General features: G+C 60.1%; 26 protein-coding genes and 1 pseudogene. 15 read left to right on the forward strand and 12 right to left on the reverse strand.

The genetic code is table 11. The annotated features are described in order from the left end of the window. Positions 1–231: 231 nt before the first annotated feature. Together WCE35_RS14870 and WCE35_RS14875 are read left to right on the forward strand one after the other, a co-directional pair. On the forward strand, positions 232–669 hold the full coding sequence (locus WCE35_RS14870) for a universal stress protein (protein ID WP_424594102.1): 438 nt from the start codon (positions 232–234) through the stop codon (positions 667–669). Positions 670–977: 308 nt separating this feature from the next. Continuing rightward, complete coding sequence (locus WCE35_RS14875; RefSeq protein WP_424594103.1) at positions 978–1,934, forward strand: ribose-phosphate diphosphokinase; 957 nt, start codon at positions 978–980, stop codon at positions 1,932–1,934. On the opposite strand, the gene WCE35_RS14880 is transcribed toward WCE35_RS14875, so the two are convergent. After that, a complete protein-coding gene (locus tag WCE35_RS14880; protein WP_424594104.1) occupies positions 1,912–2,901 on the reverse strand; it encodes a hypothetical protein in 990 nt (329 codons plus the stop codon). The two genes, WCE35_RS14875 and WCE35_RS14880, sit on opposite strands and share 23 nt — an antisense overlap. A 242-nt stretch (positions 2,902–3,143) precedes the next feature. On the opposite strand from WCE35_RS14880, the gene WCE35_RS14885 reads away from it, so the two are divergent. Beyond that, positions 3,144–3,482 carry an alpha/beta hydrolase family protein gene (locus WCE35_RS14885; protein WP_424594105.1) on the forward strand — a complete coding sequence of 113 codons (339 nt, stop codon included), beginning with the start codon at positions 3,144–3,146 and terminating at the stop codon, positions 3,480–3,482. Beyond that, positions 3,482–4,144, forward strand: a complete 663-nt coding sequence (locus WCE35_RS14890) for a phosphoribosyltransferase (RefSeq protein WP_424594127.1) — start codon at positions 3,482–3,484, stop codon at positions 4,142–4,144. The genes WCE35_RS14885 and WCE35_RS14890 overlap by 1 nt, the downstream gene beginning before the upstream one ends. On the opposite strand, the gene WCE35_RS14895 is transcribed toward WCE35_RS14890, so the two are convergent. The 6 genes from WCE35_RS14895 to WCE35_RS14920 all read right to left on the reverse strand — a co-directional run bounded on the left by WCE35_RS14895 (position 4,141) and on the right by WCE35_RS14920 (position 7,941). Further along, positions 4,141–4,323, reverse strand: a complete 183-nt coding sequence (locus WCE35_RS14895) for a ChaB family protein (RefSeq protein ID WP_424594106.1) — start codon at positions 4,321–4,323, stop codon at positions 4,141–4,143. The two genes, WCE35_RS14890 and WCE35_RS14895, sit on opposite strands and share 4 nt — an antisense overlap. Positions 4,324–4,511: 188 nt before the next feature. Continuing rightward, complete coding sequence (locus WCE35_RS14900; protein ID WP_424594107.1) at positions 4,512–4,769, reverse strand: hypothetical protein; 258 nt, start codon at positions 4,767–4,769, stop codon at positions 4,512–4,514. Positions 4,770–5,224: 455 nt separating this feature from the next. Then, positions 5,225–5,713, reverse strand: a complete 489-nt coding sequence (locus tag WCE35_RS14905; RefSeq protein ID WP_424594108.1) for a flavodoxin family protein — start codon at positions 5,711–5,713, stop codon at positions 5,225–5,227. 105 nt (positions 5,714–5,818) lie between these two features. Beyond that, positions 5,819–6,280 (reverse strand): hypothetical protein, encoded by a 462-nt coding sequence (locus WCE35_RS14910; protein WP_424594109.1) that lies wholly within the window; start codon positions 6,278–6,280, stop codon positions 5,819–5,821. Between the two features lie 45 nt (positions 6,281–6,325). After that, the gene (locus WCE35_RS14915; RefSeq protein ID WP_424594110.1) at positions 6,326–7,534 is read right to left on the reverse strand and encodes a CapA family protein; all 1,209 of its coding nucleotides are present in this window, start codon (positions 7,532–7,534) and stop codon (positions 6,326–6,328) included. Continuing rightward, a complete protein-coding gene (locus WCE35_RS14920; RefSeq protein WP_424594111.1) occupies positions 7,522–7,941 on the reverse strand; it encodes a DUF2267 domain-containing protein in 420 nt (139 codons plus the stop codon). The genes WCE35_RS14915 and WCE35_RS14920 overlap by 13 nt, the downstream gene beginning before the upstream one ends. A gap of 129 nt (positions 7,942–8,070) precedes the next feature. Between WCE35_RS14920 and WCE35_RS14925 the strand changes: the two genes are divergently transcribed. After that, positions 8,071–8,517: an archease gene (locus tag WCE35_RS14925; protein WP_424594112.1), complete on the forward strand. Its 447-nt coding sequence runs from the start codon at positions 8,071–8,073 to the stop codon at positions 8,515–8,517. Positions 8,518–8,529: 12 nt separating this feature from the next. After that, on the forward strand, positions 8,530–9,960 hold the full coding sequence (locus WCE35_RS14930) for an RtcB family protein (protein ID WP_424594113.1): 1,431 nt from the start codon (positions 8,530–8,532) through the stop codon (positions 9,958–9,960). Positions 9,961–10,011: 51 nt separating this feature from the next. On the opposite strand, the gene WCE35_RS14935 is transcribed toward WCE35_RS14930, so the two are convergent. The 4 genes from WCE35_RS14935 to WCE35_RS14950 form a co-directional block, all read right to left on the reverse strand. Beyond that, positions 10,012–10,440, reverse strand: coding sequence for a universal stress protein (locus tag WCE35_RS14935; protein WP_424594114.1), 429 nt, complete (start codon positions 10,438–10,440; stop codon positions 10,012–10,014). Positions 10,441–10,569: 129 nt separating this feature from the next. Then, on the reverse strand, positions 10,570–11,028 hold the full coding sequence (locus tag WCE35_RS14940; protein ID WP_424594115.1) for a YbhB/YbcL family Raf kinase inhibitor-like protein: 459 nt from the start codon (positions 11,026–11,028) through the stop codon (positions 10,570–10,572). 188 nt (positions 11,029–11,216) lie between these two features. Next, complete coding sequence (locus WCE35_RS14945) at positions 11,217–14,078, reverse strand: AMP-binding protein (RefSeq protein ID WP_424594116.1); 2,862 nt, start codon at positions 14,076–14,078, stop codon at positions 11,217–11,219. Between the two features lie 12 nt (positions 14,079–14,090). Further along, complete coding sequence (locus WCE35_RS14950) at positions 14,091–15,881, reverse strand: adenosylcobalamin-dependent ribonucleoside-diphosphate reductase (RefSeq protein ID WP_424594117.1); 1,791 nt, start codon at positions 15,879–15,881, stop codon at positions 14,091–14,093. 427 nt (positions 15,882–16,308) lie between these two features. Between WCE35_RS14950 and WCE35_RS14955 the strand changes: the two genes are divergently transcribed. The 6 genes and pseudogenes from WCE35_RS14955 (at position 16,309) to WCE35_RS14980 (ending at position 22,258) form a co-directional block, all read left to right on the forward strand. Continuing rightward, positions 16,309–17,130: a universal stress protein gene (locus WCE35_RS14955; protein ID WP_424594118.1), complete on the forward strand. Its 822-nt coding sequence runs from the start codon at positions 16,309–16,311 to the stop codon at positions 17,128–17,130. A gap of 341 nt (positions 17,131–17,471) precedes the next feature. Beyond that, positions 17,472–17,717: pseudogene (locus WCE35_RS14960) on the forward strand (alcohol dehydrogenase catalytic domain-containing protein); the annotation flags it as partial. 59 nt (positions 17,718–17,776) lie between these two features. After that, positions 17,777–19,045: an efflux RND transporter periplasmic adaptor subunit gene (locus tag WCE35_RS14965; RefSeq protein WP_424594119.1), complete on the forward strand. Its 1,269-nt coding sequence runs from the start codon at positions 17,777–17,779 to the stop codon at positions 19,043–19,045. Continuing rightward, positions 19,042–20,268 (forward strand): ABC transporter permease, encoded by a 1,227-nt coding sequence (locus WCE35_RS14970; protein ID WP_424594120.1) that lies wholly within the window; start codon positions 19,042–19,044, stop codon positions 20,266–20,268. The genes WCE35_RS14965 and WCE35_RS14970 overlap by 4 nt, the downstream gene beginning before the upstream one ends. Further along, complete coding sequence (locus WCE35_RS14975; protein ID WP_424594121.1) at positions 20,261–20,944, forward strand: ABC transporter ATP-binding protein; 684 nt, start codon at positions 20,261–20,263, stop codon at positions 20,942–20,944. Before WCE35_RS14970 ends, WCE35_RS14975 begins: the two co-directional genes overlap by 8 nt. A gap of 1,005 nt (positions 20,945–21,949) precedes the next feature. After that, on the forward strand, positions 21,950–22,258 hold the full coding sequence (locus tag WCE35_RS14980) for a GYD domain-containing protein (RefSeq protein WP_424594122.1): 309 nt from the start codon (positions 21,950–21,952) through the stop codon (positions 22,256–22,258). 530 nt (positions 22,259–22,788) lie between these two features. Here the strand turns inward: WCE35_RS14980 and WCE35_RS14985 are convergent. After that, a complete protein-coding gene (locus tag WCE35_RS14985; RefSeq protein WP_424594123.1) occupies positions 22,789–23,208 on the reverse strand; it encodes a CBS domain-containing protein in 420 nt (139 codons plus the stop codon). Positions 23,209–23,521: 313 nt separating this feature from the next. Between WCE35_RS14985 and WCE35_RS14990 the strand changes: the two genes are divergently transcribed. The 3 genes from WCE35_RS14990 (at position 23,522) to WCE35_RS15000 (ending at position 25,352) form a co-directional block, all read left to right on the forward strand. Beyond that, positions 23,522–24,079, forward strand: coding sequence for a dienelactone hydrolase family protein (locus tag WCE35_RS14990; protein WP_424594124.1), 558 nt, complete (start codon positions 23,522–23,524; stop codon positions 24,077–24,079). Beyond that, positions 24,079–24,756, forward strand: a complete 678-nt coding sequence (locus WCE35_RS14995; protein ID WP_424594125.1) for a phosphoribosyltransferase — start codon at positions 24,079–24,081, stop codon at positions 24,754–24,756. Before WCE35_RS14990 ends, WCE35_RS14995 begins: the two co-directional genes overlap by 1 nt. Before the next feature lie 128 nt (positions 24,757–24,884). After that, positions 24,885–25,352 (forward strand): universal stress protein, encoded by a 468-nt coding sequence (locus WCE35_RS15000; RefSeq protein ID WP_424594126.1) that lies wholly within the window; start codon positions 24,885–24,887, stop codon positions 25,350–25,352. Positions 25,353–25,449: the final 97 nt, after the last annotated feature.

Below are 25,449 nucleotides of genomic sequence, written 5' to 3' on the forward strand. Positions count from 1 at the left end.
CTCGGGAGGATAATTCTGCCGAAGTGCGTTAGAGGCAGCCGGTAGGCTGTTCGCGCGAGGGGTCAAGCGGCTGCCTTTCTAAGAACAGCGAACCAAATCAAAGGCGTAAGAAGGGAAGCTCCGTGATTGAGGATAGGCGATTGATTTCGTGATCTCCGCACCGGATGAAACCAGGATGATGTTGACCCAAATCAAGCGCTTCGTGCGTCGAAACCCTACAAGAGGCACGCTATGTACAATCATGTTCTCATTCCTACCGACGGATCGCCTTTGTCGACGGTAGCGGTCGAACACAGCATGGACTTTGCGCGGGATGCCGACGCCAAGGTGACCGTGCTTACGGTTGTGAGTCCATTCCACGTGTTCTCTGCTGATGCCAGCCGGCTTGCGGACACGCGCGCCGACTATGAACAGCGAGCGCGAATGCACGCGGCGGAAATCCTGACGGACGCGCAACGCAAGGCGCAAGCACGCGGGGTGCGATGCGATGTGTTGCAGCTGGAGAGCGATTCCCCGTACGATGCGATCATCAAGACAGCCAACAAAAGCGGATGTGACTTGATTGCGATGGCCTCGCATGGCCGGCGCGGCGTTGCCGCCGTGGTCTTGGGAAGCGAGACATTGAAGGTGCTAACCCATTCCAAAATACCGGTTCTTGTCTATCGGTGAATGCAAAGGAATGTCGTTATGCGCCAGTCATCTGGCGCCGAGTCCACGCGTTAACCTTCTCGGGAACAGAACATGCGGAGCTGTTATGCGGAACAGGCGGATGAGGCCCCGAAGCTGTTGGAAGGCGAACCGGTTGAGGTGAGGCGTGAACTCCCAGCCGAAGATAATTCACGGATAGAATGTACCGAGCCCCACCGTCAGCCCACTTCGCCTTTGTCTGAAGATCGAGGCGCGCCGTGATGAAGAATCAGATTTGGTCGCCTTCCGCTGTCGGACCGGTTGTCAGTAGCCGTCTTCGGCTATTTGCCTTGAACGGGACCAACGATCTTGGGCGCGACATCAGTAAGCTGCTTGCCCACTCTCTCAGCGCTCATGAAGAGCGGGATTTCGAAGATGGCGAGCACAAGGCAAGACCCCTCGACCCCGTTTGCGGCGCCGACGTATACGTGATTCATAGTCTTCATGGAGGTCCAGACCAGAGCGCCAATGACAAGCTCTGTCGACTGCTGTTTTTCATCGGAGCGCTGAAAGACGCCAGAGCCGGGCGGGTAACCGCTGTCGCGCCGTATCTCTGTTATGCCCGAAAGGATCGCCGCACCAAGGCAAACGATCCGGTGTCGACGCGTTATGTTGCAGCACTCTTCGAATCGATCGGCTGCGATGCCGTCGTTACGCTTGAGGTACACAACGAGGCTGCCTTCGAAAACGCGTTTCGCTGCCGCGCCGTGGCACTGACAGCGGCGCCCTTGATGATCAGGCAGATCAAGGCAAGCGTCGGAGACGAAGCTCTTTGCGTCATCTCGCCGGATTTGGGGGGTGGCAAGCGGGCAGATTTGCTACGGGAAGCACTGGAAACGGCAATGGGCCGTCCGGTCGGCAAGGCATTTGCCGAAAAACACCGCAGCGCCGGGGTCGTTTCAGGCGACCTGTTCGTAGGCGAGGTTGCCGACGCCACTTGCATCATCGTCGACGACCTCATCAGCACGGGCGGCACGCTAGTGCGGGCTGCGCGGGCGGCGCGCGCCCGTGGCGCCCGACGGGTCCTGGCGTGCGTTGCCCACGGATTGTTCATGCCGGGAGCGGAAACGGCGCTCGCCGATCCAGCCATCGATCGCATCATTGCCACCGACTCCGTGCCGGCATTCCGCCTGCCGGGTGGCCCGGTGCGTGATAAACTCGATATTGTGCCGGCCGCACCGTTGCTGGCGGAAGCCATCCGCCGGCTCCACGAGGACAAGCCGCTCACCGATCTCCTGGTATTCTGAAAATTGTTCGAGAATCGGCGCTGCGTGGCCTTAGCTTTCGACGATTGCCGAGAATACGTTCGAGGCGCATGGCATCTGCCGCGGCAAGGTTGAGATACATGCGGGCAAGGCGGGGCCATTTTTCCGGCGTGCGAGGACTTGCATCGAGCAGGTGCGCGATCGACAGACGCGCGCGCAGCATCGCCCGATGGCTGCGATAAAACAGAAAAAGTCCGCTGGAGGCATTGTCGCCCAGGGCACGCGCCAAGTGCCGTCTAATCCGCTCAGCAACCCAAAGGCCGCCGAGGCGTTCGCATTCCAGATGCAGGAAGGCGATTTCATCGAGAGGATCAAGCGCCCGCAGTTTTGGGTCGAATTCCAGGCAGTCGATGATTGTCACGGGCTCGCGCAGCCAAATGTGCTCGGGGCGCAGGTCTCCATGTGCATCGACGAGCTGCCGCGCGCGAACCCTCGCAAGCAGCAGGGCGGAGCGTTTCATGACAAACCGGCGCTGGACCTGTGCGATGCGCTCCACGCTTCCCTGAGGAAGGCCGAGGCGGGCGTTGAACAGCACGCGGCAGTTGTCCGCGAGCGCCTTCTGCCATCCGACAAGATAGTGTTCGGGTTCGAGCTGGACCCGAGGCGCATGCGCATAAAATGCGCCGAGCGTTGCCGCGAGCCGATCAACCTGAAAGGGCTTCAGCCAGCTTCCCCACAAGGCAGCTTCGAGCGTCTCATTTTCGTCAAGCCGGCGCATGACCACGAGCCAATCCACGACAGGCCCATCGCCGGAGATCGCGAGGCCTGATGCCGAAACCGTGAGCGGAACGACACCCAGATAGACATCCGGAGCGAGGCGCCGGTTCAGCAGATATTCTGCGCGGCAGGCGGCCTCGCGCCGATCCAGAGTTGAGAAATCGAGATAGGGGAAGCGAACGGGTTTTTTCAGCTTGTAGGCGCATTCGCCCGCCATGAAGACCCATGACATATGGGTTTCGCGTGCGACCACATTCTCCGGGGCGCACGAATATGTCGCTGGACTGCTGAGAAACCGGACCTTGTTGCCGAGCGTAGGGGTATTCTGGCCACAAGGAAATCCGTCAGCTCGCGGTAGCGTTTGGGAAGGCTCCATGGGTGAAAATTAACCGGAACCCTCCAACCCGGTTTGATGCCGATCAAGAACAATTTCCCCGCCCAGGGGTAATTTTTTATCGAATGGAGTAACGGGTCATGCAGCCGGTCTCCGCCCTAAGACGTGACGTAAAGAGCGCGGTTCAATCGCGCGCTTTCTCGCGAGATGGGCAGATCCTACCACTCGGCGTTCTGCCCCAAGTCAAGGCGCCGACGCTGTTGATCGCGGGAGGTGCGGATAGCGGCGTGATCGAACTCAACCAATGGGCTTTGGAAGGTCTTGGAGGAGAAAAGAGCATCAAAATAGTGCCGGGTGCAACCCATCTCTTCCCGGAGCCCGGTGCATTTGAGGCTGTCATTGAGCTGGCCGCAGCATGGTTCGAACGTCATCTTGTGAGCGATCATCCTATAATTGCCAATCGGGATGCACGCCGATGATGGCGTTTCGGAACAGATCGGATGCGGGTCGCAGATTGGCTAAGGCGCTTTCGAGCTATAAGGGCCGGCATGTCGTTGTCCTCGCCTTGCCACGTGGCGGTGTTCCCGTCGCAGCCGAGGTTGCCGCCGCGCTCGATGCCCCGCTCGACTTGATCCTCGTTCGCAAGATCGGGGTACCGACCCAGCCGGAGCTTGCGATGGGAGCGGTGGTGGATGGTATCGCGCCAATCGTTGTTCGCAATCAGGAGGTAATTGAGCTTTCAGGCACAACAGCGGATGAGTTCGACGCGGCGTATGCAGAGGAGCTTGCGGAGATCGAACGCCGACGTCAACTCTATATCGGAGAGCGCGCCAGGGCGGAGATCGCGGGGCAGGTAGTGATCGTCATCGACGACGGTATCGCAACAGGCGCGACGACACGAGCGGCATTGCAGGCAATCCGCAACCGGAAACCGAAAGAACTGGTGCTTGCCGTTCCCGTCGCTCCACGCGACACGATCACGCAATTGCGCCAGGAAGTCGATGCCTTGATTTGCCTGGAGACGCCGGAATTATTCGGAGCTATCGGATATTTCTATCAGGACTTCCGGCAGGTCAGCGATGAGGAAGTCGTGGCAACTCTGAAGCGCTTTCCGATCAAGGGTGCGACTTCGGTCAGCTAACGCGGTACCCACTGATCGCCGGCCTTGACGTGGGGTCGCTTGACCGCCGTCCAGGTGGTGCGGGGAGCGATCTCTTCCTGGAGATCGTCTCCTGCATGAGTCGCGAAGGCATGGTTGAACGCAGCCGGAAGGCGGTCGCTGACCGATGCAGGAAGATCGGCATTGGTGCGATAGGGCACGGTTTCCTCACTGGAACGGCAAAGTGAATAGGAAGGGCTGTGCCGCGATCGAAGTGGAATTCGGCCTGCCTGCTGCGGCGCGCATGCGGAGAGCCAGTCGACCTCTCTGGAAAGGCGATGGTTTCGGAGATCGTCGAGCACCCGCGTAAATCGCGGCGAGCGTGAAGGGTGTGGCGGCAGGCGCGCAACTATCTTGCGCGTGGCGGCTCCTCGTCCTCGTTCTCCGTGAGGATCGCGATAATTTCTGATGCGACGCCTTGTACGGGCTCGCCGGCACCGAATACATCCGGATCGCCTTCGAGCCACACTGATGCTTGTTCGATGTCCGCGATTGTCGGTCGCAGCGACATGATCGCCAGCATCTCCGCAGAATCGATATCGCCCAACACGGCCTTGATATCATTTCGTGTCGCCAACGCCGTTCCGTCGGAATTGGACTTTGGCATCGATGCCTCCTGAGTTAAGCGGCTCCGTTGATTGTGGCGCCTGCCCTCTGCGGACCAAATGACCAGATTAAGCATCGGCAGGCTTGACCAAGATCAATCTGCGCGGCTCGCGCGAGATTAGGACCAGCAACGCAGCGCGCGCGTCGCAAGGTCGTTCGGTAGCGGACTCCCAAATAAGGCAGACAACTGCGGGTGACGCTTGGACACCTCAGACGCGGTCCTTCGGTCCGGGAAGATCGGACCACTCGAGGCCGAGTGCTTCGCATACTTGACGAACTGAACGCGGGTCGAGTTCGTTGTGCAAACCAACCAGGGCCATTTCAGCCGTCCGCCCCTCGCGGTGGATTGTCAGAGTGCCGTGACCGCCCCCGCGTCCTTCGTGCTGCGTATCGAAGCGACACCCGTGTTCGATTAGCCACTTTCGGAACGTCGCGCTTTTCATCAGTTCTCTCCGCTCAATCGATGATTTTCCCTAGCGCCTTCGCAAACGTCGAAAGCCGGTCGGAATAGCGCCCCGACAGCGTTTCCCTTTCTGTGATTGCGCAAACGGCGCGAGGCTTCTTGCCGACGATGGCCGTCATCTGCGCAAAGGTGCTTTCGCTACCGCTGCCTCCAAGGGTACAGAAGAAAGCGACCTCCGGCAGTTGGCTTGCAGTCGCCATTAAATATGCGCGAACCGGGGAGCTTGGCGACCAGGCCCAAACCGGAGTGCCGATGATGACCAAATCGTACGATGAGACGTCGTGCTGTTTCGGCGCGATTATGGAAGGACGCCTCCGCCTCGCTTCCAGCAACGATCGTATGTAACCGAAAAAGCCGGTCCGCTGTTTGGGCTCGGTGATTTCCTCAAAGTCGCATTTGAGGGCCCCGGATAGAGCCTCAGCGATCCTGCGCGTCGTTCCCGACCTCGAATAGAAGACGACGAGGGTTTTGGAAGTGCTCATTTGAACAATTCCTCACAACAGTTCTTGATACGTATGCAGGCCCAATAAGCGGAGGTGGAATTGACTCAAGTCAAGCTACGGCTTTTTCACGCGTAGCCACGCTCATTACTTGCCAACGCCGGGGTGCCGATCGTTCTCGATGGAAGCGAGCAGGCTTGATAGACGGGCTTCGGCCGCGGCATCGTCTGCCTGCGCGGCGACTGTCGCGGTTCCTCGTTCGGGGCGAATGAACAGGCTGTTGAAGGTTTCAAGATCAATTTCCTGGTCATCCTCGACCGTCGTGCCCCTACCAGGCCCGCGCGGGCCGATCTCGTCCTCAACGACAATAGTCATTCGCCAGCCGTCGGATGGATGGGCGGGCGCGATCTCCAGGGTCGCAACAGTGGCGACTTCGCTCAGGTCTTCGCGCTCTTCATCGCCCAGGTGAAATTCTGCGCGCGCGGGGATTTGGCGCACCTCGTTGGTGCGGCGTGCGACGATCTTCAGCGATGAGGGGATGATCCGATGCTCGGCAGCAATCCAGCGAACGATCTGTTTGGGATCGATATCCAAGGGAAACGGTTCCATTCGAGATCCTCCGAACTGTTGCCGTTCGTTTAACGCGAGCGGCGGTCAATCCCGTTGATCTGGCTCAAGGACAGATGTTGATGGCTCTCTGGTCGACTGGGAGAGGACGAGCCGGCCGCCCGGATCGAGCACGATGCCGGTGCCGAACCGCAGACATTCCCGGTTGAGCATCTGTTGCAGCCATTCGATGTCTTGCCTCGAAGGGCGGTTAAGCTGGAAGTTCCTGATTTGAAGAGGGACGATCTCGAACCCGGCGAGAGTTCCGGTCGTCGGTTCGATATCTGCGAAATACATCAGCGGCAGGTCGCCGCGATATTCTTCGTACCCACGGATACCTTCATAATCATTGAGGAAGTCGCCGCAACCATAGAGAATGAGCCGCTTATGGTAGACCTCGACGGCCTTCGCGTGATGCGACGAATGGCCGTGAATGATGGACACATCCGCCCTGTCGATGAGCGTGCGTGCGAAGAGCTGTTGATCGGCAGGGATTTCGTAGCCCCAATTCGATCCCCAATGAAGCGAGACAACGGCCAGATCGCCCGGCTGCTTGATGCTGGCGATGTATTGCGCGGCGCGCAGCGCGTCCGCCTCGGAAAGCCGGGTCAGGAGGTTGACGCCGGGGATATCCGTTGTGGCGGCCCAGCTGCGGGGAATGCCGCTCGTCGGAACGCCGAAAGAAAAGACAAGTAACCGCGCCTTGTCGGCAAGGTCCAGCGCTGCCGGCGCCGCGGCTTCGGAGACATTTCGGCCTGCGCCGGCAGCCTTGATCTTCAGACGCTCCAGTGTCGCCAACGTCTGCAACAGACCGCCATGGCCCCAATCGAGGACGTGATTGTTGGCGAGCACACAGCAGTCGATGCCTGCAGCGGAGAGGCAGCCGGCATTCTCGGGACTCATGCGGTAATTGATGCCCTTTCGGGCGTAGTCGTCGCTACAGGTAATGGCCGTTTCCAGGTTAATGACACGAGCGTCCGGCCGCATCCGATCCAGTTCATCCAGCGCGGCGCCCCAAACGTATGAGGGCTCGGCGTTTCGGGGAATTGGGCCGTTTGCTTGCTCGGCCAAACTGACGTAGTCCTTTGCCGAAGCGACGTAATCTTCGTGGAGCGTCGGGTCGCAGGGGTGCGCGAGCACCTGATCAATGCCGCGTCCCGTCATGACGTCGCCGCACAAGAACAGCCTCACTGACCGCCGTGGCGAAAGGACATTTGATGGCGCCGCGACGTTCATGGCTAAAATCAGCTTGGCCAAAGATTGTGCAGCGGCTTCGGCATGGCGGCTTTAGCTTCCTCAAGCTCCGCCGCGGGTAAACGTGCCGCCAGTGCGGCGAATACCGCGCGAGCGGCTTCTTCTACATCGATGCCGGGGTCGCGATGGACACTGTCATGAATCCGCCCCAGGAAGGCGCTTCGACTCTTGTCTGCCAGGTGAGCGCCTGGATGCCATCCCTCATAGTAGAGCCCGCGCAACAATGGCGGCAGTTGCGCTCCGATATATACCGCCTCATCTCGCGGAAGGCTGTTACGCAATGCATGCAGTGTTGCCAGCATAACCAGATAGACCCGCTCGCGGTCGTGCCAACCCAGACGGCGCATGACGTCATCGACCCAAACCTCTGTCTCGGATACGGCGACACGGAGATCTTCAAGGGACGGCATGACTATCTCCCCAATTATTTGACATTTTCCGCCAAGGCTGGCCCGCATGTTTGCGCAAGATCAAGTGATGCTCCTTGTTTGTGGCTTTCCTAGCCGCGACCTTTCACGGCCCTTGGAGGCGTTGGTCGAATGATCACGAGTTCCGCCTTGCCCGCTGAGCAGAGGGAACAGTGGGAGCACTTTCCGCATGATGCCGACGTCGGCCTGCGGGGGTGGGGTACGACACCCGCCGAAGCGTTCGAGCAGGCGGCCTACGCCCTGATCGCCGTCGTTACCCGTGCGGAGGTAAATCCGAAAGTCGCCGTTCAGCTGACGTGTGAGGCGCCGGACCTCGAACTGCTATTCGTCGAATGGCTCAATGCCATCATCTACGAAATGGCCGTTCGCAATATGCTGTTCGGACGTTTTCTGGTCCGAATTGAACATGATCGCCTTGAGGGCACGCTGTGGGGCGAGCCGGTCGATGTCGAACGGCACGCCCCGGCCTGCGAACCGAAGGGCGCGACCTATACCGCGCTGAAGGTCGCCAAGGACGCGGACGGCAGATGGTCGGCCGCTTGCATAGTCGATGTATGATGGAGGTCTGCGATGGACCCTGCCCGATTTACCCGGGTCGACAACACGACGTGGCGCGTCGAGCGCTCGGGAACGATGCATGTCCCGGTGGTCATCTACGCTGACGAGAACCTGATCCAGGATATGGATGACAAGGTCTTGGAGCAGGCGGCGAACGTTGCGAGGTTGCCCGGGATCGTGCAAGCCTCGTATGTCATGCCGGACGCACATTGGGGTTATGGCTTCCCGATCGGCGGCGTGGCGGCGTTCGATCCGGATCGCGGCGGCGTGATCTCCGCCGGCGGCGTAGGCTTCGACATTTCCTGCGGTGTGCGTACGATGCTGACGGGCCTGTCGGTCGCCGACATCGTTCCAGTGCAGAAGCAGCTCGCCGATTCACTGTTTCGTCAGATCCCGGCTGGCGTGGGTAGCGAGAGCTCGATCACGCTGGACGTGGCTGAGATGGAAGCCATGCTCGCGCAGGGCGCCCATTGGGCAGTTGCGCGCGGTTGGGGAGAGATGCGCGATTTTGAAAGGATCGAGGAACAAGGGCGGATGGCTGGTGCCCGGCCCGATTGCGTGTCGGACCGCGCCAGGGAACGCCAGCGTCGGGAAATGGGAACGCTTGGCTCCGGCAATCATTATCTCGAGGTCCAGGCGGTGGCCGAGATTCTTGACACGACAGTCGCGGGTATCTTTGGGCTCGCACAGGATGGCGTTGTCGTCACCATTCACTGCGGTTCGCGCGGTCTTGGCCATCAGATCGGAACCGAGTTTTTGAAAGAGATGGCCGTGACTGCGAAGGAGGCCGGTATCGATCTTCCGGACCGCGAGCTTGCCTGCGCTCCGATCAATTCGGAGGTCGGTCAACGCTATCTCGGCGCGATGCGGGCAGCGATCAATTGCGCGCTCGCCAATCGCGAGATTCTCGGCCACTACGTCCGTCGCGTCTTCGCGCACTTCTTTCCGAGCAATGATCTGCGTCTTTTGTTCGATGTCTCGCACAACACTTGCAAGGTCGAGCGTCATCTCGTGGACGGAAAGCTGCGTGATCTGTTCGTTCATCGCAAAGGCGCAACCCGAGCCTTCGGACCGGATCACGAGAGCTTGCCTGCGGTACTGCGTCCGGTCGGCCAGCCGGTGCTGATTGGCGGCAGCATGGGTACTGGCTCATACGTTCTCGTCGGCGAAGCGACGAGCGAGACGAAGGCGTTCTCTTCGGCCTGTCACGGGGCAGGCCGTGCGGTCTCCCGCCACGCAGCGCTCAAGCAATGGAGCGGGCGAAAGATCGTCGATGACCTCGCGTCACAGGGAGTTCTGATCCGGTCGCCGTCGACACGCGGTGTGGCCGAGGAAGCACCCGGTGCCTATAAGGATGTCGGCGCCGTCGTGGCTGCCGCCGAGCATGCAGGGCTCGCTCGAAGGGTGGCGCGCCTGCGGCCGCTGGTCTGCATCAAAGGATAGGGATCTGTCCGGGTGCCCCTGAAATTGGCAGTTGAGCGGATGGATCATGTATCAGGGAACGACGACGACGGCGCGGGGAGCGAGGCTGACAAGCTTCTGGGACACACTGCCAAGCAGCAGGGCGGCCAATTGGCCGCGACCGCGCCGGCCTACGACGATCATCTCGACCGGGCCACCGCTGGCGATATCGATCAATGATCGGGTGACGTCACCCCAGCCTACCCGCAATTCGATCTGCGATACGCCAAGGTGGCGAGCGCGCGCTTCGGCCGCCTTCAGCGTCTGAGTTGTCAATGCTTCCAGCACGTCGCCAATGCTTCCTTCGGTTCGCGCCAGCTGCTGCGCTTCCTCAAATGCCAGGCTATCCGCAACCGTCACGATCAGCAGATCGCCCGATAACGCTCTGGCGAGTTCCGCCGCCACGTCAACCGCGCGATCTGCCCCGCTGGATCCGTCAGTGGCCACCATAATATGCCGCATGAGATTGTCCTGACTTTCAAGTTTATTCTGATGTGCCGACGGGGCTCCGCACTGATCTAGCTCAAACCAAATTTTGAATGCCCATAGCTTCGCTCAACCGGGATAACGTGAGGAACTGAATGCCAGAACTTATCGCTGATAGATCCCGACGAGGGTCGCTTCAGCGATAACATGCTTACGTGCTTCTCGCTCGACCTCGCGGCAGGAGGGCCTGGCGCCGAGCGATAGGTGGTCGACCGAAAGCGCCAGCAGACGAAACTGATAACGATGCCGACCATGATCGCGGGGCGGGCAGGGACCGCCGTAGCCCACCCGGCGAAAGTCGTTGATGGCCTGCTTGAATCGCGCGGTGCCGCTGTCATCGCCGGCGCCTTCGGCAAGTCCCGTTTGGTCAGCATCAATGTCGTAAGCGGCCCAATGATGCCATTTGCCGGCGGGCGCATCCGGGTCGTCACAGAGCAGGACAAAGCTGCGGGTCGTCGATGGTGCCGCTTCCCAATCAAGGGGTGGGGATAGGTCTTCTCCATCGCAGGTGAAACGGCGCGGGATCGCTGAACCGCCAGAAAAGGCACTTGAGCCAAGCTGCATTAGCTGCCTCCAGATCGGCAAGACTGTCTCAATCGTGGTCTGGCTCGATTGATCCGGATCAAGGTTGCGTGCGGGAGTGCGCTGGGCTGTGCCCTCTCACTTCTCCCCGCGTTACGCCGGCGAGGAGGAGCGTATCGAGAATGAGGTCATGGCCTTCGCGCCGTTACGAATTCCACTCAGCAACGGGTTCACGCCACTGTCGCGGCAGGCTTAATCAATTCTCCCAAGTCGGGTTCGCCGCAACGGGACAATACGCTCCTGCGCACCTCGTCCCGCAGTCGCAACACCGAGCCGAAATCCGTACCTGATGGCATAACAGGTTCGCCGATTTCCACGGTGACAGCGGTACGTCGGGGAAACCATTGATCGCTACGCAGCAGGGATCGCGTCCCGCGAATGGTGCCCGGCAGGACCGGAAGGTTTGCCTCGGCAGCTACCTTGAACGCACCTAGATAAAATCCGGACAGGCCCACCCGGCGGGTGAATGTGCCTTCCGGGAAGAAGACCAGAACGCGACCCTGGCGCGCTAACGCAATCAACGCTTCGGCATCTGTGAGACTGCCAGACACGTCATAGCGTTCAACAAACGGCATACCCAGCCGCCGCAGCAGCGGGCCTGCTATGAGCTGTCCGGATAATTCCTTCTTGGCTACGATTGCAGGTTCTCCAGGCAGCACCGCCGCCAATACGAGCGCGTCCATATAACTTGAGTGATTGAACGCAAGCATCGCTCTTCGGCTTGGAACGCGGTCGATGCCGATGATTGAGACCGAAACCCCCATTGCTGCCAGTGCGCCGCGGCCAATCCACCGGAGAGCGGACCATCGCCAAGTCATGCGCGGCAAAGCGAGTATAGCAAGTGATCCCAACAAAAAAGCACCGGCAAGGACTGACCACCACCAAGCCGCGTAGAGCAGCTCACGCGCCAATCGCCCCGATCGCCTGATCTGCGGACCGATCCCGGAAAGCGCCAGCCGCAGGAGCTGCCACCGCAGCGGACGTCGCGTGGAGCCGACGTGACCACTCGCGTAGAGTTCCTTGGCCGCGCTGCGGCGGATCTTGCCGCTTGATGTCTTTGGAACAGTGCTGGGTGGCGCGAGCACGACTTCGTCCGGTGGCGTTCCGGCGATGTCAGTCGTGACCTCCTGCACGCGGGCCTGCAATGCTGCGCGCGTTGCCGGGGCGGTCTCGCGCGTCTCGGCGAGAACAACGACGCGCTCGGTGCCAGAGGCCCGATCGGCGGCGCCAAAGACCGCGACTCCGCCCTTGCGGATTCCGGCAATGCCGGCCACGGCCTCTTCGATCTCCTGGGGGTATAGATGGCGGCCCGCGCGAATGATGATGTCCTTGATACGGCCGGTGATGTAGACGTCGCCTCCGGCCATGTAGGCGCGGTCGGCGCTGTCGATCCAGCCGTCGTGAATGAGCTCGCGGGTCTTGACTTCGTTGTGGAAATAGCCGCGCGTCACGGAAGGTCCGCGAAATTCGAGCCTTCCTTCCTGCCGTTCGCCGAGCTCGTAGCCGGCCTCATCGACGATGCGGATCTCGTGTCCGGGCAGAGGCTGGCCGCATGCCACGACCTCGAGCGGTTTTGGGTCATCCGGCTTTGCCGGCGCAGCCCGCCCGTGCAGGCTGAGCTGATCGCGGTCGACGCGATCGATGACCGGTGGTCGGCCAAGCGGCGGGAAGGCAAGTCCGACCGAGCTCTCGGCAAGACCATAGACCGGCGCCATGGCTCCTGCGGGGAAGCCATAGCGGCCAAATCGGTCGATGAACCGACGTAATGTCTGAACGCTGACGGGCTCGGCGCCGTTGGCAACCATGCGCAAGGAACCAAGATCCAATCCTTCGAGCTCCGCATCGGCTATTTTGTTGAGGCATAGCTCAAATCCGAAGTTTGGTGACGCGGAAAAGGTGGCACGGAAGCGATGGATCGCCCATAGCCAGCTTTCTGGCCGCACCAGAAAGCTCAATGGCGACATGGCATAGAGCGGCGCGGCAAAGTAGAGGCATCCGAGCCATGCGCCGATTAGACCCATGTCGTGATAGAGTGGCAGCCAGCTGACAAATATGTCAGCCGAGCTCGCTTCCATCACTCCACCCATCGCCCGGATGTTGGCAAGCAGGTTGGCATGGCTGAGCAGCACCCCTTTCGGATCTCCGGTGCTGCCGGATGTGTACTGGATGAGCGCGATCGCATCGGGGTCCGTAACCTGCGGCAGCCCGCTGGGCTCCGTGCGGCTTTCCAGGGTCTCGACGCTCTCGGCTGCGCTCAGCGTCTCCACCAGCGCGCGCAGCAGTCCAGCAAGCCGCCGGCCCTCGGGCGTCGTGATCAGGAGCCGGGCACCGGCGTTGCGCAAGATGCCGGCCTGGCGGCGCAGATGTTCCTCGATCTGTGAAAGTCGCATCGGAGGGTAAATCGGCACCGGAATGGCGCCGGCATAAAGAATGCCGAAGAAGGCAATGAAAAAATCGATGCTGGTTGGCAGCATCAAGGCCACGCGATCCCCAGGGACAATATCTCGAGCGATCAAGCCACGCGCCACGTTGCGTGCTTTGGTGGCGAGTTCGCCGTAGGCTAGCATGCCGAGAATCGTCGCCTCATCCTGCAATACGGTCAGATGCAGTCGGTCGGGGTGACGGGCCGCATGCCATTCCAGAACCTCGACCAGGGTCCGCGCTTCGCTTGCTGCCGGCACGGAGGGTAGAGCAGGAGCCTGCCACGTTTCGAGAGCAATTCGTTCTCGTGTCGGTTTGGCCTTTTCCAGCGCCTGCACAAGATCATGAATTGTTTCAGCCTCGCCAATGGTCTGAGCAGGCAGCCGCACGCGGAACGCGCGCTCAATTCGCAAGATGAGTTCGGTGCGACCCAGGCTGTCGATCCCCAGATCGCGCTCGATGCGGCTCGACGGACCGATCTCGATGTATCTGAAGCGTTGAGGATGCAGTTCGTGCACAAGTGCGGCCACGACCATGATCAAATCGCGTTCGTGTAAATCTTGCCCGGTAACTTTGACAGGCGGATCTGAGCCATTAAGTCGTTCCGACATCGCTCCGTTCCATCAATCTGCTTCCCGTTCGAGAACACAACAGTGCGGAGCCTCGACGCCAGCTGCTCCTTCGCTCAACACTGTCCCTGTAGTCGGGTTGGGGCGAAAGGTCGTGCAGCCCTTCAGGCCCTGATCATACGCGAGATCATAAATCTGCTTGAACTCACTGAAAGGACAATCTGGCGGGACGTTGATGGTCTTCGAAATCGAGTTGTCGACGAATGGCTGCAGCGCCGCCTGCATGGCGATGTGAGCGCGAACGGAAAGCTCTGAGGCGGTGATGAAGCCGCCGGGCAGTCCTTTGGCCTGGGCGCTCTTCTCGCGCCACCGGCGAAGTGCATAGTCGGTGAGCACGAAGTCCTTTGCCGTTCCGTTCTCGACGAGCACCTTGCGATTGTAGGAGGCGGCAAAGATCGGCTCGAGTCCACTGGACACATTGCCGCCAAGCAGGCTGATCGTGCCGGTCGGCGCAATCGCAATCAAATGACTGTTGCGGATGCCATGTGCGGAGATCCCTTGTTGGATGTCCTGTGGCAGGTTCCGAATGAAGGGGCTCTGCAAATACTTGTCGGGTTCGAAATAGGGGAATCTTGTCTTTTCTTTCGCAAGCGCAACGGACGCGCGGTAAGCCGCATGACAGATGCAACGCATGATGTCGGCAGCCAATGAGAGCGAGCGATCGCTGCCGTAAGTGAGGCCAAGCATGACGAAGACATCGGCGAGCCCGGTAATGCCGAGGCCGATGCGCCGCGAATGATGCGCATTCTCGGCCTGCTCGGGAAGCGGAAATCGCGATGCATCGATGACGTTATCGAGCAGCCGCACAGCGATCTGCGCAGTCTCCGCGATGCTTTCAAAATCGATACGGGCTTCTTGCGTGAATGGCGACCGCACAAAGCATGTCAGGTTCAGTGAGCCGAGATCGCAGGCCCCATATGCGGGCAGCGGGATTTCACCACAGGGATTTGTGGCAGTGATCCGCTCGCAATACCAGAGATTGTTGAGCTGATTGATACGGTCGATGAAAAGCACGCCGGGCTCCGAATAATCATATGTGGCCTGCAGAATGCGATCCCAAAGTTGTCGCGCACGGACACCCCGGATGACACGGCAGGGCACCGCCCGAGCTTGGCCCGGCCATTCGCGCAAGACGGTCTCGCCATCTCCGTCGAATGCTGCGGCAGGAAACACCAATGGCCATTCGGCATGGCTGCGCACGGCTGCCATGAACGCATCCGTCACCTGGATCGACAGGTTGAACCGGCGCAACTGTCCCGGCTGTTGCTTGGCAGCGACGAACTCTTCGATGTCGGGATGATCGCAGCGCAGCGTCGCCATCATGGCGCCGCGTCGGGCGCCGGTCGACAGGATGGTCCCGCACATGGCTTCCCAGACCTGCATAAAGGATACCGGACCGGAGGCAACGGTTCCGGCGCTCTTCGCCAGTGTGCCACGGGGCCGCAGGGTCGAGAAATCCAGTCCAATGCCGCCGCCCTGCTGCATCGTGACTGCGCCCTGCTGCAAGGCTTTAAAAATGCCGGGGATCGAGTCTTCGATCGGTCCCATCACGAAGCAATTGAAGAGTGTGACGTTTCGCGTCGTTCCGGCGCCGGCCTGAATGCGGCCGCCAGGCAGAAACTTGAAGTCTTGCAGGACGCGGAAAAACCGGGCTTCCCAACCGATGGGATCGCTGGACTCGACGGCCGCGAGCGCGCAGGCAATCCGACGCCAGCTATCGGTGATCGTGCGCTCGTGCGCGTACCGGTACTTGGTCTCCCAGATGTGGTGGGAAATATCGGCCATAGGTTCGTTCATCCAGGACCTCTGACCGGCCGGAACGCCATCAAACAGGCTTCGGGCCGGCATTCTTGGGTCTCAGTATCGCATTGTCCATCGGATCGCCTTTCTTGCGTCTGATCTGCATCAAGGCCGCGGGTGCCGCCCTTCGGTGCACGCTTGCCCCTTACGCACACCGCCACCACATGGAGTCGTAATTTGCAGGCTACCGACGGGAGCATTGCCTCGATCTGAGAGGCCCACGGTTAGGTATCGCGACCGATCGCAAGCGGCAATTTCCAAAGCTGCTGCCGTCCGTCAGCAGCAAACGCGCATCGCGTGTCGTTGAAACTGCCGGCCACAAGTTCAAGCCGGCAAGAACCTTGACGCAAGTCAAAGGTTTCCCTGCATCACGTGGGCTTAATACTCCGTCACCGCACGCCGGGAAGCCGCCATGTCCTATGCAATGCTAATGGTCTATGTGAATGTCGACCACGTCTCGAAACAGCTTGTCAGCGTCGCCGCAGGCCTCGCTGACAAATTCTCGGCAAAGCTGATCGGGGTATCGGCGCTTGCGATCGTGCCGCCGTTCGTGGCGGAGGGTGTGGTGATCGTCGACAATGCATCGGAATTCCAGATCGCGCAGATGAAGACAAAACTCGCTGAGGCCGGAGACAACTTCCGTTCAGCCGCGGGAGCCGGCCGTCAGACTGAGTGGCGATCGGCGCTCGAAATCCCCACAGATACTCTGATCACTGAAGCGCGATGTGCCGATTTAGTCGTGATCGAAAGAAATAGACGTTCGATAGATTTTTACAAGGTCCCTGATTGCGGGGCGGCAATTCTCGGAGCAGGGCGCCCCGTCCTCGTGGTGCCTGGGGCAGTGAAATCGCTTACTGCTGACCACGTCGTCGTCGGGTGGAGGGATACGCGCGAGGCACGGCGCGCGATTTGGGACGCGCTCCCATTCCTGCACCAGGCGAAGCGCGTAACGGTCATCGAAATCTGCGAGAATGATCAAAAGGAAGCAGCGCGTCATCACGTCGATGATGTCGTGCTCTACTTGGCGCGACACAGAGTAATGGCCGAAGGTCGTGTCGAAACGCAGCTGCTGGGGTCAGGTGCCGATCAGATCATCCAGTTAGCCGAGGACGAGGGGGCCGACCTGCTTGTGACCGGGGCATACGGCCATAGTCGGCTTAACGAATGGATATTCGGTGGAATCACCCACGATCTGCTGACTTCAAGTCCGATCTGCTGCCTGATGTCTCATTGAGGGACGTTTGGTCGTGCCCGGCAGCAACCATGCTGCAATGAAGAGCGAATGAAAATCCCGTGTGCGCGAGGCGGCAAAAAGCTTTGCGGTGTGACCGCTCGCATCAATATTCGGTCATTGTACAATTCGGTCATTGTACCTCGCTCAAGCCGTCACAAAATGATATAATTACAGTTGATGATCGTTGATGCAGCTCAATCGTGACGCATATCGCGGAGCGGATTCACGTCTGAATACCGCTCGACGGCGGCCTCTGATGCCGCAGCTCAGATTGCGTGAGATCAATGCGGCTCGTCTGTTCACCGTCGAGGATACTCCTGATAGGCTTTGGAGACGAACTGATGAGCAAGATGAGAGCTGCAATTTTCGTCGAGCCTGGACGGATCGTCCTCGAAGATAAGCCGATTCCACACGTTGGACCACTCGACGCACTGGTGCGCGTAACGGCCATCACGATATATGGAACTGATGTGAATATTGTGAAGGGTAAATATCCCGTCCGCAAAGGTTTGACGATCGGGCACGGGCCCATCGGCGTGATCGAAAAACTCGGCAAAGCTGTCACTGGCCATGCGGAAGGGCAACGTGGCCAATTTCCAGGTGGGCGGGCCTATCGCTCGCTCGGTCGAACAGTGCCGCAAGGGAAATGATGGATAGTTCCGTTGGGCCTTCTGTGGACCGCCGATTGTCGTCAGAATTCAGGTTTCTGAAATCTGCCTGGTCGCACAAATGGTTCATCTTCGCCGTCTTTCTCGCTCTGGGCGTCGGCGTTTGGCAGGGCGTGCGGCTGATATGGGGCCCTGCCGTCGTCGTCGATCAGGTCAGGCGCGGCAATCTGGTGGAGACCGTCGTCGCTAGCGGCCATGTGGAGACACCTTTCCGGGTCGAGATCGGAAGCCAGATCACCGGCACGGTCAATGACGTGCTGGTTCAGGAGGGCGAGCGGGTCCACAAGGCCCAACCTTTAATATCGCTGGAGGCGCGCGAACTGAAAGCAGCCGTAGTGCAAGCACAGGGGGCGGTTGCCCAGGCCGAAGCGCGAATGCGGCAACTTGATGAACTGACGCTGCCCTCGGCGCGCGAGGCGCTGACGCAGGCACAGGCAAACCTGCTGAACGCCCAGCAGACTTTCGACCGTACGTCGCAACTGGCGAAGAACGGCTATGCCACGCGCGCCGCGCTTGACGATGCGCAGAAGGTTCTCGACGTCGCGCGAACCCAGGTGCGAACAGCGGCATTTCAGGTCTACACCGCAAGCCCTGGCGGTAGCGATTACGTGATGGCGCAGACCCTGCTTAATCAGGCGCATGCCAATCTCGAAACCACGGAGTCGCGCCTCAGCTATGCCACCATCTCGGCGCCGCGTAACGGTGTGCTGATCACGCGCAATGTCGAGCGTGGCGCGGTGGTGCAGCCGGGCAAGGCGCTCCTGGTGCTCGCGCCTTCAGGCGAAGTTCAACTGGTGCTGCAGATCGACGAGCGCAATCTCGGAAAAATATCGCTGGGTCAGAAGGCATTGGCTTCGGCGGATGCCTATCCGGATCAGAGATTCGGCGCGGTCGTCTCCTACATCAATCCGGGGATCGACATCACCCGCGCCTCCGTCGAGGTAAAACTCGCGGTGGCCGATCCGCCGGACTATCTGCGGCAGGACATGACCGTCTCGGTCGATATCGAGATCGCCGCGAAAGACAATACGCTGGTACTTCCGATCCGCTCCGTGCATGACGTGCTGTCCGGCCAGCCTTGGGTGCTCGGCATCAGGGATGGCCGCGCCGTCAAGCGGCCGCTCCGGCTCGGGTTGCGCGGCAATACCCAGCTCGAAATTCTGGAGGGGATGGCCGAGGGCGAGGTCGCGATTCCCCTGAATTCCGGGGTGCTCATGGGCCAGAGCGTGCGAGCCGTAGTGCCATGAACCGATGGCTGCCGTTCGAATGGATCACGGCAGTGCGGTTTCTGCGGGAGGGCCGGCTGCAGACCCTGTTCATCATCGGCGGCATCGCGATCGGCGTCGGCGTCATTGTCTTCATGTCGGCGATGCTGGCCGGGCTGGAAGCGAATTTCATCAGGCGCGTTCTCACCTCGCAGCCGCAAATCCAGTTGCTGGCGCCCGATCAGGTCGCGCGCCCGCTGCACAATGGCGTGGGCGAATTCGAGGATGCGACCGTGCAACGCCCGAGCCAGCGGGTGATCTCGATCGACCAATGGCCGAAGATTCGCAATCAGATGCTGGCCATGCCTGAAGTGACCGCGGTTTCTCCCACCATCCTCGGCTCCGCGCTCGCGGTGCGGGGCGACGCCAGCCGTGCGATCAATCTTTCCGGCATCGAGCCGGACTCGTACTTCAGGATCGTCAGGGTTCCGGATTATATTGTCGCGGGCGAGCCTCGACTATCCAGCGAGGACATTATTATCGGCCTCGAACTCGCCAAGGATCTCGGCGCCACCGTCGGCGACAAGCTGAACATCCGGGCGGCTTCCGGCGCCAACCGCGTGCTGACGATTTCAGGCCTGGTCGATCTCGGCAGCAAGGGCGCCAACCTGCGCAATACATACGTGGCGTTGCGTACCGCACAGTCGCTGCTTGGCATGATCGGCGGCGTTACCACCATCGACATGACGGTTGCGGATATCTACGCCGCGGAGGAAATTGCCAAGCGCATTCAGGCGGCCAACGCCGTCGAAGCCGATAGCTGGATCAAGACCAACGCGCAGTTCTTCACCGCGGTTCGGGCGCAGGAAACCTCCAATACCTTGATCAGGCTGTTCGTCGCACTGTCGGTGGCGTTCGGCATCGCCGCCGTGCTGATCGTCTCGGTGATCCAGCGATCGAAGGACATCGGCATTCTGCGCGCCATGGGCACATCGCGCGGCCAGATTTTACGGGTGTTCCTGCTGCAGGGCGGCTTGCTCGGCTTCGTCGGCTCGCTGTTCGGCGCCGCCATGGGGGCATTCGCTTTGATTTACTGGCATTCGGTGGCTCGGCAACCCGATGGATCGGAATTGTTCCCGCTGATCCTGGAGCGGAAATTGTTCATCTTAACCGCGCTGCTGGCGACATTGACGGGATTGCTCGCGGCTACCGCGCCGGCGGTGCGAGCGGCTAAACTCGATCCGGTGGTAGCGATCCGTGGCTGAGGAAATCCTGCGATTGGAAAAAGTTTGCAAGGCCTACAATATCGGGCAGCCGTCCGAGATCGAGGTGCTGCATGACATCGACCTGAGGCTGGAGCACGGCGAATTTCTGGCGCTGATGGGACCGTCCGGTTCCGGCAAGAGCACGCTTCTCAATATCGTGGGGCTTCTCGACCGGCCGACTTCCGGCCGGCTCACGATCAAGGGCCAGGACACCGGCACCCTCGGAGATGCGGAAATCACTCATTTGCGCGGGCACACGATCGGTTTCGTGTTCCAGTATCATCTTCTGATCTCGGCCTTCACGGCGCGTGAGAACGTGATGATGCCGATGCTGGTGGATCGCGGCTTTCCCAGTGCCGATATCGAGAAGCGGGCGAGTGACCTTCTGGTGCAGGTTGGCCTCGAAAAAATTGCCGACAATCCAGCCCTGAACATGTCGGGCGGCCAGCAGCAGCGGGTGGCGATCGCGCGCGCGCTGGCGATGAACCCGGATCTGGTGCTGGCGGATGAACCGACCGGGAACCTTGATTCAAAATCGGCCCACGGCGTCTTTGAATTGATGCGCCAGGCGAACCGCGAGAGTGGCACCAGCTTTTTGCTGGTCACCCACAACCTTGATCTGGCGCGTCGCTGCGATCGTATCATTGAAGTTGTCGACGGCAGGGTTCAAGTGTAGTCCGCTGGCTGCAAATTCAGCCTACGCGTTGTCATCTCTTACGGTTCAAGGCAACGATCATCATTGGTCTTCATCCGGTGCATCGAACGCAATATCTTTCAAAGCCGCTAAACGAAACCGTGAGCCGAATGAGATATTGGAGCCCACTTGACGTCGATCGGCCGGCCTCTAGGAATTTTTGCGGACTGGTCAGGCCGTGGCGAACGAAACTTCGATGCTGTTCTTTGCCGTGGTCTGGGAACAGCGGGCTGGTTGCAAACCAGCAAAAACATTCGGCATCGCTCCGCTTGGCCAGATCGATGCCGAGTTCCTCAGAATAAAGCGGGCTGCGCTCCGAGCACTGTCCGAAAGCGCAGGACCCGCACCACCTGCCCGTCGAACCGGAGTCTCCTCCGGGGTGCTCGGACAGAATGGCTACGGGTCCCTCCGCCGCGCTTCATCGGTAGATTGGTTCATCGCGTAGGCAGATCTACGCCCGTAGACGCTTCACTGCCGTGCTTCGCCGATCTTGCCTCGGCACGACGGTAGCATCAGTTGACCGCACGGGCTGAGCGGCCCTTTTGATCTCAATCAAGTCCATTCATGTATCTTGTTTTTGCCGGTGACGGCGAAACCCGCAAGAGGATACGGACGGATTGACCTTTCTCAATTAGACGGTGCCCAAATCCCCGTCTAATTTCGGCGTTCTGTCAGAGAGAAAATGATCGCCCCACCGATGCGGTAGCGGTGATAGAGCGAGCGGGCACGAAGCCCGACGACAACAATAAAATGTGATTGGGGCGGGACCGTTCCTTCGATCGACGTTGCCGCAACCTGAACTGCGCTGGCCCGATTCCCGAGAGGTCCGGCGTCACCTGTGTAAACACCTAAGGCAGCGGATCCGCCATCTTGGCCTGGATAATTATTCACCCTGACGGTTGCCGCGCATCACCCCTCAATTGATTGAAGTCAAATCCCGCTCTTCGAGGGTCGGTATTCTGACTACCCGATATCGGAGGCAATGCCATGCCGACCTTCATCATGTTGACGCGACTGAATCCCGATGCGGTGCGCTCGCCGAGAGGGCTTGAACAACTCGAGCGCGATGCCATGAAGCGCGTTCGGGAGGAATGCCCAGACGTCGAGTGGCTGAGCAGCTATGCGGTGCTGGGGCCGTGCGATTATCTCGATGTCTTCATGGCCGACGACATCGAGAGCGCGGCGCGTGTTTCCACGCTCGTTCGGACATTCGGCCATGCCCAGACCGAAATCTGGACGGCGACGGAATGGGACCGGTTCAAAGAAATCGTCCGCACGTTGCCCGGACCAGGCTGATCGAGTCACGGCTTTGGTTGAACTCGGCCAATTGCTGTGGGTGACCCGAGGCATCGATCGGGGTTCCTTAAGTTCGCCCTATGGATGAACGTGAAATCAAACGCTGGGACATTGGAGTTGACGTTCCTCGGCACGCATGGCGAGATCGAGGTTCGTTCTCGTCGGCACCGATGCCATAGCTCGCTTGTTCAGCGCGACGAGGCGCGCGTCATGATTGATTATGGGGGACTGGCTGAGCCGGTTCCATGGAGTTGCGTCGACGGCTATTGTGCTGACGCATCCTCATCCGGATCATGCTGTGAAAGGGTTGATGTTCGGCGAGCCATCTTTCATCCATTGCGGATCGCCGATCGTGCGTGCTGACGCGCGCAACCTAGACGCAGCGCCCTGGCGGATTGGGCGCCGACATAACGTCGAGGCTCGCTTTGCCTGCGACGGCGACAGACTGTCTTTTCCCGACAACGAATATCGCCGCTGGTAAGGAGCGATTCGAAAAAGTGTCCGAGCCAGCCAAGGAAGCGAGGCAGCAACTAGGCATGATGCTGCGAGACCGCCCGTAACACTTCACCTGAAAGCTCTTTGCTGACCATGTGCGAAATGTCGCCGAGGCTCAGCATGCCGATCACGGTCTTGTGGCTATCCGTTACAGGCAGGCGACGGATTTGTTTCGCTTCCATGGTCTCGATTGCGACCTTGATGTCGTCATCCGGTGAACAGCACAGCACATCCTTTGTCATGACGTCCTTGGCGGTCATTTTGGCCGGGTTGTCGCTGTCTGCGAGCGCGCGGCAGGTAATGTCGCGGTCGGTGACTATTCCCACCAGCCGACCGTCTGCCTCGATGGGGATCGCACCGACATCGCTGTCACGCATGCGTTTCGCGATTTCCCTGACGGACGCGCCGGGTTCGACGCAGGTTGTACCCTTGTGCATGATGTCCTTGACTTTCATTTCGTCCTCCTCAGGTCCAAGGTGCTGCTTGGCAGAAAAAACATCATTGCGCGCGCCGTCCGACACTCATTGATCTGAGTCAAGAACGAAGCACCTCGACGGGGACAGTATTTCAAACTGGCTGCGACCCGGCTTGCTTCCGAGCGCTTCCGCCGCAGACCACTTCGCATCGATGGCACAGGAAAAATACGAGACCCGCGATATTAGTATCCCCCCGATTGGGCTTGCGGGAACGTTACATGTCCCGCGAGATGCCCATGCGCTTGTCGCCTTCGCGCATGGAAGCGGCTCAAGTCGGCTAAGTCCGCGGAACATGGCGGTTGCCGGTGCGTTGAATGCTCGGGGCATCGCGACGCTGTTGTTTGATCTTCTCACCCCGGACGAAGAGGTTGATCGGGCCAACGTCTTCGACATTCCGCTGCTGGCGGCGCGGCTCGTGGATGCTGTCAACTGGCTGGACGGGCAACCAACCCTCGCAAAGCTTCCACTTGGATTGTTCGGCGCCAGCACCGGGGCTGCGGCGGCACTCGTCGCCGCGACGAAACTCCCTCGTCGTGTGGGCGCCGTGGTATCGCGCGGCGGCCGTCCGGATCTTGCCGGGGATGCCCTCGACAGAGTTCGGGCACCGACTCTCCTTGTTGTCGGAGGTGCCGATGTGGGCGTCATCGAGCTCAACGAGCAGGCGCTGGCGCGGCTGCAAGGGTCGAAGGCTCTGGAGATCATTCCGGGTGCAAGCCATCTCTTTCCCGAATCGGGAGCACTGGAGGCCGTTATCGACCATGCCGCTCGGTGGTTCGAGCGGCACCTGGCATCCGAGTCTGCAAAATCGACACCGGCTGCCGAGACTGAAAACAAGCGCAGGGGATCGTAATGCCGTTCGAGAACCGATCGGAGGCGGGTCAGAAACTGGCGCGGGCGCTTTCCAGCTACAAGGATCAGCATCCGGTGATCCTTGCCTTGCCCCGCGGCGGCGTGCCCGTGGCGGCCGAGGTCGCCGCCGCGCTCAACGCGCCACTCGACCTGATCCTCGTGCGCAAGATCGGCGTGCCTTTGCAACCCGAATTGGCGATGGGTGCGGTCGTTGACGGCAGCGCCCCGATCGTTGTGCGAAACGAGGATGTTATCCAAAGTGCGGGCATTGACGAGATGCAATTCAAGGCCGTTTGCGATTGCGAACTCGCCGAAATCGAGCGGCGGCGACAGCGATATTTAGGCGGCCGCGAACGCGTGAACCTCACCGGCCGTACGGTCATTGTGATCGATGACGGCATTGCCACGGGGGCGACCATGCGGGCGGCGTTGCGTGCCACTCGCATGCGAAACCCGAAGAAGCTCGTTCTTGCCGTACCGGTGGCACCGTCCGAAAGCATTGTCACGATGCGTGAGGAGGCCGATGAGGTTGTGTGCCTTGAGGACCACGAGCTCTTCGGGGCTATTGGTTATTATTATGGAGACTTTCGACAAGTTTCAGATGAGGAGGTGATCGAGATGCTCAAGCGGTTTCCGCCGAAGCCGAAGGAGGGGGAAAAGCAGCCGCCCGCGGCCTAGACGGCGTCCACCGACTACGGCCAGGCGAAACAGTCGCCGTGCCTTTACTCTTCGAATACAGGAGCGTCCGCCTTGTATGCCGAGCTGCCCCCGAAGCCGTTTCTGACCCAACTGAATCTGGAGGATATATGCATCGGCACATCCTGATCCCGACGGACGGCTCGGAGCTGTCACAGAATGCAATCAATTATGGCATGGCTTTAGCAAAGTCGGTCAATGCCGAAGTCACGGCACTGACCGTGTCGATGCCCTTCCGCGCGTTCGTGGTTGAGCCGGGCTTGATCACCGATACGCCGGAACAGTACCGGAAGCGCATGGCGACCCTTGCTGCAAGGTATCTCGACGTGGCGATGGAGGCCGCATTGGCAGCCGGTGTGAGCTGCGAGACGATGCACCTCGAGCACGATCAGCCATATCTGGCCATCATCGAGACGGCGGCACGAAAATCGTGCGATCTGATTGTCATGGCTTCGCATGGCCGGCGTGGGATTTCCGCGATCGTGCTCGGGAGCGAAGCCGTCAAGGTGCTGACACACAGCACCATCCCGGTTCTCGTCTTTCGCGCGCCGCACCCGCCATTCTTCATCGCATCTTAGTCGCAGTCTTATCGTTCTTCGCCTGTCAATTACGTAGCCGGCCGCGCCGACTGACGGAACCTCTCAACTCCCGCGAATCACCAAGACTGGTTTAGCC

The organism is Bradyrhizobium sp., from assembly GCF_049691595.1.
Taxonomy (GTDB): Bacteria; Pseudomonadota; Alphaproteobacteria; order Rhizobiales; family Xanthobacteraceae; genus Bradyrhizobium.